Origin of the sequence: Polaribacter marinus (assembly GCF_022662535.1) — a bacterium.
Lineage (GTDB): Bacteria > Bacteroidota > Bacteroidia > Flavobacteriales > Flavobacteriaceae > Polaribacter > Polaribacter marinus.
This window is the reverse complement of sequence record NZ_JAKQYM010000005.1, coordinates 217,707-229,303: the sequence shown is the minus strand read 5'-3', so window position 1 is coordinate 229,303 and position 11,597 is coordinate 217,707. Positions and strand designations below refer to the sequence as shown.

The 11,597-nt window shown below is 30.5% G+C and carries 7 protein-coding genes; 3 read left to right on the top strand and 4 right to left on the bottom strand.

Annotated features, from left to right (window positions below; translation table 11 throughout):
• Positions 1 to 54: 54 nt before the first annotated feature.
• Complete coding sequence (locus tag MC378_RS09030; protein WP_242178434.1) at positions 55 to 2,310, bottom strand: inorganic phosphate transporter; 2,256 nt, start codon at positions 2,308 to 2,310, stop codon at positions 55 to 57.
• A 77-nt stretch (positions 2,311 to 2,387) separates the two neighbouring features.
• Complete coding sequence (locus MC378_RS09025) at positions 2,388 to 3,587, bottom strand: porin (RefSeq protein WP_242178433.1); 1,200 nt, start codon at positions 3,585 to 3,587, stop codon at positions 2,388 to 2,390.
• A 333-nt stretch (positions 3,588 to 3,920) separates the two neighbouring features.
• Between MC378_RS09025 and MC378_RS09020 the strand changes: the two genes are divergently transcribed.
• Positions 3,921 to 6,719 (top strand): TonB-dependent receptor, encoded by a 2,799-nt coding sequence (locus tag MC378_RS09020; RefSeq protein ID WP_242178432.1) that lies wholly within the window; start codon positions 3,921 to 3,923, stop codon positions 6,717 to 6,719.
• Between the two features lie 40 nt (positions 6,720 to 6,759).
• Positions 6,760 to 7,968: a multidrug transporter gene (locus MC378_RS09015; RefSeq protein WP_242178431.1), complete on the top strand. Its 1,209-nt coding sequence runs from the start codon at positions 6,760 to 6,762 to the stop codon at positions 7,966 to 7,968.
• 78 nt (positions 7,969 to 8,046) lie between these two features.
• On the opposite strand, the gene MC378_RS09010 is transcribed toward MC378_RS09015, so the two are convergent.
• Entirely contained in the window at positions 8,047 to 8,517 is a 471-nt protein-coding gene (locus MC378_RS09010) for a cation transporter (protein WP_242178430.1), read from the bottom strand.
• Between the two features lie 93 nt (positions 8,518 to 8,610).
• On the opposite strand from MC378_RS09010, the gene MC378_RS09005 reads away from it, so the two are divergent.
• A complete protein-coding gene (locus MC378_RS09005; protein WP_242178429.1) occupies positions 8,611 to 9,483 on the top strand; it encodes a DMT family transporter in 873 nt (290 codons plus the stop codon).
• A 67-nt stretch (positions 9,484 to 9,550) separates the two neighbouring features.
• Here MC378_RS09005 and MC378_RS09000 read toward each other — a convergent pair whose 3' ends face one another.
• On the bottom strand, positions 9,551 to 11,596 hold the full coding sequence (locus tag MC378_RS09000; protein WP_242178428.1) for a M16 family metallopeptidase: 2,046 nt from the start codon (positions 11,594 to 11,596) through the stop codon (positions 9,551 to 9,553).
• Between the last annotated feature and the right edge of the window lies 1 nt (position 11,597).

The window sequence follows — 11,597 nt, the reverse complement described above, 5'->3', positions numbered from 1 at the left end:
AAAACAAAAAAAAACCATGAATTTTTCATGGTTTTTTTGTTAATTAAAAATATGTTATTCTTCTATTTTTTTTGTACTTAAATGAAACTCTTCGTAAGTTTGAAGTAGGTTGATTAAAGCACCAATTAAATCTTTAGTTTCTAATAGTACACTAAAGTATAGAGTAGTGTTTTTAGGGCTTGTTTCATCAGTTCTAATTCTCGCTACTTGTTTTTCAATAGAGTCAGAAACATTGTTTAATAACTGATTTTTCTCAATTAACAATGCATTTAAATCGTCAAAATCTCTATTTTCAAAAATAGCAGCTTCTTTAGTAAGCAACTCAGATAATTGAATATCTATTTCTTTTAAATCTTTTATCTGCCCTTTCTTTAAATTTTTATGATTGTTATTTACATGCTTGTAACTTGCTCTAGAAATATAACTAATAGATTGTGCTACATCTTGTAAATAGCCTAAAACCATAATGTAAAACCTACTAGCTTGTACAGATGTTTCATCCAAAGATTTAATAAAATAGAATACGCCATCTTTTAAATCGTCTATTTCATCATTTAATTTAGCAACGTGTTTATCTGTTTTACGTAATTTATTTAAATCATGATTGGCTAAATCGTTTACTACATTTGTATATAGTTTATTTACACGTGTAGCTACTTCTGCAATGTGATCTGCACTTTCTTCAATTACTCCGTTAATAGTAATTAACTCTACTCTTTCTATATATTCTTGTTTTTTTACTTCTTTAGATTTTTTTCTATAGATTAACGAATTTCTTCCTATTAATAGCGCAACAACTGCCAATAAAATAGGAATCATCACCATATCCCAACTAATTAAATAAGCTACTAATGCAGCTGCTAAAAAGGCTATAATAGCTGTTAAGAACCAACCTCCAATTACATTCAGCACACCTGCAACTCTATAAACTGCACTTTCACGTCCCCAAGCCCTGTCAGCTAAAGACGTTCCCATGGCAACCATAAATGTTACATAAGTTGTAGATAAAGGTAGTTTCATAGAAGTTGCTATAGAAATTAAAATACCAGCAACAATAAGATTTACAGAAGCTCTTACTAAATCGAAAGCAGGTAATTCGTATGTCTTATCTTTTGGTAATTCAATAATTGGTTTTTGAAATTTTGTATCTATAAAGGTTAACATCTTTTTAGGAAAAATAAAGCTAATTCCTACATTAATACCCATGGCAGCTCTTACTAAAATTCGTGATAAAGGATTGGGTTGAAATTTCTCATGTCCGTCTCCTTGGCGAGATAAATCAATTCCTGTTTTTATTACGTTTTGTGCTTTACTAGATGTCCATAAAGTTACTACCATAATTGCGCCAGCAAATAAAAGTAACCATACATTTGACGGTACCTTTTTGGCTAGAATTCCCATAGAAAAAGCATCTGCTGCGATACCAGAAGCTTCCCATGCTTGGTAAGAGTTCCAAGCGGCAATAGGCACTCCAACAAAGTTCACTAAATCGTTACCAGAGAAAGCCATTGCTAAAGAAAATGTACCTACTCCAATAATTACTTTTAAAATGTTTACTTTGAAAGCTTGTATTAATATTTGAGAAATTACAGACCAAGCAACAAAGCTTCCTGCAATAATTAGTAATGTGTTTCCTTCAATTAAGTGTTCTATGTCTTTGTAAAAAGGAGTTCCTTTTAATCCTTTGATAATAATAAAGTAAGTAATAGCGGTAATTGCGAAACCACCAAATAGCGCACTAATATATGTTGCTCTTTTATCGAAATTGAAAGAATAAATCAATCTAGAAAAAAATTGAACAATAGCACCTACAGAAAAAGCAACAACAACAGAGAGTAAAATTCCTTGTATAATTTCTAAAGCTTTTTTATGGTTGATGTATTCCCAAATTTCTGATATAGCATGAGAATCGTGAGCAGATATTTTAATTAAAGAAATACAAACAGCTGCTCCTAACAATTCAAATACAATAGAAACGGTGGTTGATGTTGGCATTCCTAAAGAATTAAAGATATCTAACAGTAAAATATCTGTAATCATTACTGCCATAAAAATGAACATGATGTCTTGGAACATAAACATGTTAGGATTAAAAATCCCTTTACGTGCAACCTCCATCATTCCACTAGAAGTAACTGCTCCGAAGAACACTCCTAGACTGGCAATAATCATAATATTTTTTACTGATATTGCTTTAGAACCAATAGCTGAATTTAAAAAGTTAACAGCGTCATTACTAACTCCAACAACTAAATCTACAATAGCTAAAACAGCTAAAGCGACTAACATTAAAATATATGGATCTCCCATTTTGTTTGATTAAATTAAGTTTTGCAAATTTATAGACATAAAAAGTTGCCTATGTTACGTTTGTGTTATGTTTTATATTAAAAATGAATGTCTACTTGTAGCCTGTACATTAGTTGATTTGTTTGGTTGGTTAAATCTAAATAACTTACATCTGTTTGTACTTTTAATTTATGACCAACGATGTATTTAGAAAAACCCAATGTATATTGATTTTCGGTTCCTTTGCCTGTAATGTCTTTATCCCAATTAACATTGGTAAATCTACCGGATATTTCTGTTGTTTTAGATAGCATATAACCTGTTTGTAAATTTAAGCCAGTACCAACTTGTACGGCATCACCAGTTAAAGTTCCATTAGAATTTTTAGCAATAGCGTCTTTGGCGTTTCTATTTGCATATTCTGCCATCAAAGAAAATCCTTTATATTTATACATTGCGTCTATAAACAGCGTAGAAACATTTGTTGAATAAAAACCAGTGTCATTTATCATATAATCTCCTTGATTACTTTTGGTTTTTACGGCATTGTTATTAAAATCATACGAGAAACCTAAAGCTAGTTTTGATTTTTGTTCAAATTGTAAATCACTTCCAGAATAATCTCCTTTATTTGTAAAATTTCCAAATGGCAACAATTCGATTCTTGTTGTGTATTGATGACCTCCAAGATTTTTGGTAGTAACATTTCTACCTTCTCCTTGTGCAAAAGAAAAAGCTTCTTTAATAATAAATGTATCTGTAAGATTAAAGTGATGTCTTAATTGAAATCCCATATCTCGATCTATATTAAAACTACTATTTAACAAAGATCGATCTACTTGTTGTAGGTTTCCAGAGGATATTATACGGTCTCTATTACCTGGTAATTTTGCTTGACCAAACCAAAGAACAACATTTTCATAAAAATTCCATTTTATAACAGCGTCAAAAATATACCTTGGTGCATTGCCCGAATATATAGAAGCTCCTGAAAGATCTCTATTAGATAAACCTAATTCTAACTTATAAGTTAATTTTGGAGAGTAGGCAAAACCCTTAAACTTTAAACGTGCTCTTCTAACCGATAAAGACGATGTTGGGTTAGATAAACCATTGTTTATATTCCACTGAGATGTTCCTAGAAATTGCATTCTAGCACTAATGTTCATTGAAAAGGTGCTGTCTTTTCCAACTAAGTTAAAAATACCTTTTCCAAACTTAGAAGCATTGTTTTCTTGAGCATATATGCACAAAGAAACCATCATACCTATAGATATAGGTATCGATTTTAAAGCCATGTTTATTAGTTTTTGTCGCTGCAAAGAACCAATATATATGTTAAATTAATGTTAATGAAACATTAATTTAAAAACTGCCTTGGCCAAAGGCAGCTTGTCATATAAGTATAGTTGACAAAAACTAATAAATATTCAATGACATTTCAATCTTTAAAGATTATCACAAATATTTAATTATTTTTTTGCTTCTATGTTTCCTTTAAATTAATAAAACGTTAACGATTCTGTTTTACTTAACACTAAGGTAATGTTTCAATAATACAAGCATAATTTACTTCTAACATAGAGTTTACAATTTGGGTAGACTTTTGCAGCAGTTAATTAAACATAAAAATGAAAAAAATTCTATTTATTACTTTTTTAATAGCAAGCCAGTTTATTGTTGCGCAAGCTAAAGGGACTTTAAAAGGTTTGTTAACAGATAAAGAATCTAATAATGAACCATTACCATTTGCTAACATTATTATAAAAGGAACTACAATTGGAACCACGACAGATTTTGATGGTAATTATACGCTTAGCGTTCCTGCAGGAAATCATATTGTAGTCTTTAGTTTCTTAGGGTATAAGACCATTGAAAAATCAGTAGTTATTAAAGAAGGTGATATTGTAACGATTAATCAATTAATGGCTGCAGAAGAAGGAGTTTCTTTAGATGAGATAAAAATTAAAACAACTACAAGTAAAGAGAAAGTAAGTGCATTATTACTAGAGCAAAAAAAGGCTACAGTGATTAAAGAAAGTATTGGTGCAGTAGAATTATCCCAAAAAGGAGTTAGTGATGCTTCTGGTGCTGTTACTAAAATTTCGGGGGTTTCTAAACAAGAAGGATCTAACAATGTTTATGTACGTGGATTGGGAGATAGGTATTTAAATACAACAATGAATGGTTTGTCATTACCTTCTAATGATGTAAATAAAAAGAATATAGATTTAAAGCTGTTTACTTCAGATATAATACAAAGCGTTTCTATAAGTAAGGCATATTCACCTGAACTTTATGGTGATTTTGCTGCAGGAAATATAGATATTACTTCTAAAGAGTTTAAAGGAAAATCATTCTTTAACGTAAAAGTAGGTAGCGGTATCAATACAAGAGCTGCTGGTAAAGATTTCAAAAAAAGTGAAGGTACTGGTCATTTAGGATTTTATAGAAGGTATAATCACAATCCTTTTGCTGTGGTTCTTTCTCATGGTGTAGATCCAGAAAATGGAGCGGCTCCAATTAATTTGTCTATTGGTATTAACGGAGGTAAATCTTTTGATTTTAAGAATGACTCTCGTTTAAGTTTGTTTGGTACAGCATCATTTCAAAATGGATATGAATATAGGGAAGGTCCTGTTGTAGATTTTACAAATGTTTACAAAGTAAGATACCCTAATGCTCAAGAATTCGAATATTCTACGGCAACTACAATTATGGGAAATGCTATTTATAAAATTAATGATGATCATAAATTAAAATACACTTCTATGTTTTTTAATAATTCATCCGATGAGGTTGGTTATTATGGTATAAAGGGCTTAGGAGCAAATAGAGATGCTCAATTAGACACAGATCAAGGATTTTATCAAATGAATGTTCAATTTAATCAAGATTTAATTTTTGTAAACCAAATAATGGGTGAACATAAAATTTATGATGCAGGTAAAGAAGATCCTACATATAATCTTACCTGGGGAGTTGGATACAACAATGTTTTTGCACATGAACCAGATAGAAAAAGACTTAGCCTAGAAAATTATCAATTTTCTTTAGATGCAGATCCAACAACAAATGCATCTTTTTATAGCAATACGGTTTTTGATAATCAAAGATATTTTCAAAAAATTGCAGATGAAGAATTTAATAGTAGAGTAAATTTAGAACATATTATTTCAGATAATTTTACTTTAAACTATGGTTATAATGGAAGAATAAAAACACGTAACTTCGAAAACATTCGTTATGGTTATGATTTTTTAACACCTAGAGTAGAGGTTGCAGATCCAAGTAATTTAGATGCCGTATTTACACTAGATAATCTAGGAAATGTATACAATACGGAAGTGTTTAATTCTATTTATCCAGGCAAATATGGAACAACTAATTTTCCAGGAAGAAATGAGAACTCATATAGTGGAAAGTTAAAAGTTTATGCAGGATACCTTTCTGCTGTATATAAGGCAAATGAAAAATGGACAATTGTACCAGGTGTTCGTTTCGAATCTTTTAGTCAAGAAATTAATTACGATGTAATTAATATAAATCCAAACGATCCTAAATTTAGAAAAGCCGAAGAAACATTTATTTTACCAAGTTTAAATGTCAAATATGCTTTAAATGAAAACCAAAACTTACGTTTTACATTTAGCAAAACAGTTTCTGTTCCAGAATTTAAAGAAGTTGCTCCTTTTGTTTATGAATCTGTAAGTCAAAGAGTAGGAGGTAATCCAGATTTATTAAACAACCCATCTTTTTCAGAGGTATTTAATATCGACTTAAAATACGAATGGTTTCTAACAAGAGATGAAATCTTATCGTTAAGTGCTTTTGGAAAACAAATTAACAACCCTGTAAACTTAGTAATATCAAATGATGCAACAGGAACTCAGCGTTATTTTAGAACAGGAGATAAAGCTTCTGTTTTAGGTTTTGAAATTGAAGCAAGAAAGAATTTAATTAAAAATGATGATGAAGAAACTCAGCTTTCTGCAGGATTTAACTTTACTTATATGTACACAAAACAAGATTTAAAAGATGTAAATGGTTTGTATAGTGCATCATTTAATAAAGATAGTGAAGAACTTCAAGGAGCATCTCCATTTTTAGTAAATGCAAATATCAACTATAGTCCAACAAAATTTAAAAACTATACGCCAATAGCTTCAGTAGTGTTTTCTTATTTCTCAGATAGAATAGATGCCTTAGGAGCAGGACAACTTGGAAATATTATTGAAAAAGGAATTCCAACATTAGATTTTGTTTGGAAAAATAAAATTGGAGATCATTGGGAAATTAATTTAAATGCAAAAAACCTTTTAGATCCAAGCATTAAAAGACTTAGAGAAAATACATCTATTGGAGATGTTATTTTATCAGAATACAAAAGAGGAACCAATATTAGTCTAGGATTCAATTATAAATTTTAACACAACAAAAATAAAAACAAATAAATTAAACTTTAAAACGATGAAAAATAATTTTTTACTTGCAATTACAATTGCTGCAACACTTTTTGCTTCTTGTGCAGAAGATGGTACATCAGATATCATTATTAATGATAACAGTGTAACAACTAATAACAACGGAAACTCAGGAAACAATAATACGAGTGGTCAACAAATCAACTTAAGCGGTAATTATACAACAAGTATGGTGTTAGATCCTGCCAATACTTACACAATTACAGGTCCAGTTATTTTTGAATCTGGAACAACTTTAACAATACCTGCAGGTATGACTATTAAAGCAGCTGCAACAGGAGCGGATGTTTATTTAGCGATAGCACAAGGAGCTAAAATAATTGCAGAAGGAACTTCTACGCAACCAATTATTTTTACTTCTTCAGCTTCAACACCAAATGCAGGTGATTGGGGAGGATTAATTTTATTAGGGAAAGCACCGATAAATTCTGTATCTGGTACAGCAACTTCTACATCAGAAATAGCAAGTTTACCATACGGAGGTACTGATGCATCAGATAATTCAGGAATGTTGCGTTATGTACGTGTAGAATATTCTGGAGGTAAAGCAGATGGGCAATCAGAAAATAACGGTTTTTCTTTCTATGGAGTTGGAAATTCTACAGTAGTAGAATACATTCAAATGTTTGAAGGAAAAGATGATGGTTTAGAGTTTTTTGGAGGTACAGTAAATGTAAATAACGTTTCTGTTGTGAATGCAGAAGATGATTCTTTAGACTGGACAGAAGGTTATTCTGGAACAATTACTGATGCTTATGTAAAACATGGAACAGATCACGATAAAGGGATTGAAGCAGATGGTTATAACACAGATATAGGAAATAATTCTAGCCCATTATTTTGGTCTAAACCAACAGTAACAAACTTAACAATTATTGGTTTAGGTTCTGGTACTGGAAATGAAGCAATTCGTTTAAGAGCAGGATCTCAAGGAATTTTTTCTAATATTAAAATTGAAGGGTTTGCTGAAGGTTTTGATTTAGATGGTGATGCTGGTGCAACTAGCTCTAATCCTACAGGAACAGGGGTTTTAAACGGAGACTTAAATGTAGCTTCTGTGATTTTTGTTGATGTAACGGTAAAGTTAAAAAATGATACTGGTGAAACTTTTTCAGATGCAACTTTTTATACAGAAAGTGCAACTGCAACAGGTACAGATTATGCAACTTGGGGATCAGGTTGGACAAGACAATAGAATGATTATTATTTGAATTGATTGATAAAAAAAGCAGGCTGAGAAGCCTGCTTTTTTTTATTAAAAAATGAAATAAAATTATTTTGTTTTTTTCTCTGTTTTATCAGCGCAACAATCCATTTTGCAATCTTCCTTACATTCTTTTTTACCGTTTTTAGTATCACATTTTTCTTTACAATCTTCTGTACAAGTATGTGTTTTTGAGGTTTTATTAGAAACTTTTTTAGAAGTCTCACTAGCAGTGTACAAGTCTCCACCAGCAATACCGTTTACAAAAGCAATTAAGTCCTCTTTTGATGTTGTATTTGCATCAAATTCTATGTTAGCAATACTATCTGTAAAAATAACTTTTGCTCCTAAAACCCCTTCTTTTTTAGATAATTTAGACTGAATGGTTTTTGCGCATCCAATTTCACATGTCATTCCAGAAATAGCTAAAGAAACATTTTGTTTGTTTACAGCTAAACTTTCTTTTTTAACTTCTTTTTTGCATCCTGTTAAAACAAAACAAACTACAACAACCGAAAATATTAATTTTTGAATTTTCATTATATTTAATTATAAAATTATTGTACAAATTTATCATTATTTAGACTTGTATCTAAATAATTGTCAGATTTTTGTGTAAAATTAATCAGACTTATGAATAATCAACACCAAAAGTGGTTGTATTTAATTTTACTTTCTTTAGTTTGGGGCAGTTCTTTTATCTTGATGAAAAAAGCTTTGATAGGTTTAACACCAGTACAGTTAGGAGCCTTAAGAGTATTAATTGCAGGTGTTTTTTTATTATTGATTGGTTTTAAGAGTTTAAAAGAAATCAAGAAAAAACACTACAAATACATTGTTTTAACAGCGCTTTTAGGTACATTCTTTCCTGTTTTTTTATTTGCTTTTGCAGTACAAGGTATTGATAGTTCTATTACTTCTATTTTAAATTCTTTAACACCTTTTAATACTTTTATTGTTGGTGCCTTAGGTTTTGGTTTTACTTTTAAAAAACAACAGCTAGTAGGAATTGTAATTGGTTTAATAGGAACTGTTTTGTTAATTTTAAAGGGTGCAGATTTAAATCCAGATCAAAATTATTGGTTTTCTATATTGGTTGTAATTGCCTCAATTGGTTATGCATTTAATGTAAATATAGTAAAGAAACATTTGTACGATATTAGTGCGTTAAGTATTGTTACGGGAAACTTTTTGTTGTTGGTAATTCCTGCATTCATTGTTTTATTATGTACCGATTTTTTTAGCACATTTGAATATACCGAAACGAAGTTAACATCTTTAGGCTTTATTACAATTTTAGCTATTTTGGGTACTGGGGTTGCAAAAGTTCTTTATAATAAAATGGTGCATTTGGCTTCGCCAATATTTGCATCATCTGTGACTTATTTAATACCTATTGTAGCTGTGTTTTGGGGATTGTTAGATGGAGAAAGATTGAGTTTAACTCAGCTATTTGCTGGGGTGATTATTCTTTTTGGAGTATTTTTGGTAAATAAGAAGAAGTAAATCTTGTATAAAAAAAAGAGTCAAAACTTAAGTTTTGACTCTTTTTAATCATTCTTTTATTAGGTGATTATTTGAAATCTTCGTCAGTAACACCTTCATTTATTTTAATTTCAGTAATAGTAAAACTTAAATCCATTGGTCCCATTTTTTGTCCAATAGTGTGAGGGAATTTAATACCATTTACAACTTTATAATTTTCATAGGTTGTAGGTACTTTTACTTCTTTGCCCCCTTGTCCCTTTGCTGTTTTAACTTCTTTTACTTTTAAGCCTGTAGCCATGTCATAAAAAACTTCTGTGTTATTTAGTTTTATTACAATGGCATTTTTACCTTCTAAAGGCTCTATTCTTACTAAAGTTCCTTTTTTATATGTTTCATCGGCAAAAGGAATTGAAGCTGCTTTTGCTTCTTTGATTTGCTCTTCAGTAAAATCGATACGTCTTCCTTGAGCTTCTTGATATCCTTTTGTACCATCAAAAACAGCCTTAGAAAGAACTCTTCCCATCCCAGAAACAACAGTTGATGATCTTCCTTGAGTAATTTTACTTACAGAAGTTATGTCAATTCCTTGAACTTTAGCAGCAGAAGTCATTACTATGGTTTTAACTGCCATAACTTTGTCTTTACCTCCAATTGCTTCGAAATATTTATCAACAACATTTGTAGCTGTCATTCCAGCAGGAATTGGCAATGTCATTGCTGGTTTCTCTGTTGGGTTACCGTTTTTATCAAAATACTTGATAACATAATCTGTTTTTTCAAGATTTTTTAAAACATCAATTCCTTTACCTGTAACCATTATTCTGGCTTTGTCACCTCTAAAGTATTTAATAGCAGCATTTTGAACATCATCTACAGTAACAGAGTTGATATTTTTAATATAGTTAGCATAAAAATCTTCAGGTAAATTATAAAGAGCAATGTTTAAAGCATAATTTGCAGCAGTTGCTGGCTTTTGAACATCCATAACAAAACCACCAATATATTCTTCTTTAGCGTCTTGTAATTCTTTTTCGCTTACTTTTTGGTAACGAATTTTGTTAATTTCTTTTTGAATTTCTACAACAGAGCTATCTGTAACCATGTTTCTTACACTAGCTGTTGCTCTAAAAATACCTGTTTCTCTGCTTTGACTAACTCTAGAATAAGAACCATAAGTATATGCTTTGTCTTCTCTTAAGTTTTGAAAAAGTCTAGCAGAACCACCTCCACCAAGAATTTTATTTGCTAATAATGCGGCATAATAATCTTTGTCTCCTAATGTTAAATCTATTGTATTTACAACAGCAACTTCAGACTGGTTTGCATTTGGCATATTTACAAAATCAATTTCTGTTGTAGAAACATTTTCTGGTTTTGGAAAATTAGAAACAGGAATTTCTCCTTTTTTCCAATCAGAGAACAATTCTTTTACTAATTTTTTAGTTTCCTTTGGGTTGATGTCTCCAACAATAATTAAATAAGCATTATTAGGCTTATAATAAGTATTGAAATTACTTTTAATGTCTTCTAGAGTAATATTATTTACAGTTTCTTTGCTTGTAAATTCTCCATATGGATGATTTTTACCATACACTAAAATGCTTTCAACTCTACTAGCAATAGCAGGAATGTTTTTTTCTTCAGATTTTAAGTTTTCTAATGTTACTTCTTTCTCTTTCTCAAATTCTTCTTGAGAAAATTGAGAGTTTTTTATACCATCGGCCATTAAACCTAATACTTCAGGAAAGTATTTTTTTAATGATCTTGCAGAAGCTCCCGAGCTAAAAAAGCCAACATTTGCTCCTAAAAAATCTACTTTCTCATTAAATTCATCTTTTGTAATATTTGTAGTTCCTCTACCTAATAAACTTCCCATCATGCTAGAAACACCAGCAATCTTTCCTTCAAGGTAAGGAGGATTGTCTATTCTTAATGTAGCAGAAACCCTTGGTAATTTATGATTCTCTACCATAATTACTGTCAGTCCATTATCTAAAGAAAACTTTTCTGCAGTTCCTAACTTTACTACAGGATCTGGTCCTGGAGTTGGCATTTTACTTCTGTCTATCTGCGCATTAAGGGCAAAAGACATTGTTATAATTGCTATTATTGATAAAATTTTTGTCTTCATC

Bases quoted from the DNA above. Each gene is read 5' to 3' on its own strand.
- MC378_RS09030 (WP_242178434.1), bottom strand. From the start codon at position 2,310: ATGGGAGATCCATATATTTTAATGTTAGTCGCTTTAGCTGTTTTAGCT.
- MC378_RS09010 (WP_242178430.1), bottom strand. From the start codon at position 8,517: ATGAAAATTCAAAAATTAATATTTTCGGTTGTTGTAGTTTGTTTTGTT.
- MC378_RS09020 (WP_242178432.1), top strand. From the start codon at position 3,921: ATGAAAAAAATTCTATTTATTACTTTTTTAATAGCAAGCCAGTTTATT.
- MC378_RS09015 (WP_242178431.1), top strand. From the start codon at position 6,760: ATGAAAAATAATTTTTTACTTGCAATTACAATTGCTGCAACACTTTTT.
- MC378_RS09000 (WP_242178428.1), bottom strand. From the start codon at position 11,596: ATGAAGACAAAAATTTTATCAATAATAGCAATTATAACAATGTCTTTT.
- MC378_RS09005 (WP_242178429.1), top strand. From the start codon at position 8,611: ATGAATAATCAACACCAAAAGTGGTTGTATTTAATTTTACTTTCTTTA.
- MC378_RS09025 (WP_242178433.1), bottom strand. From the start codon at position 3,587: ATGGCTTTAAAATCGATACCTATATCTATAGGTATGATGGTTTCTTTG.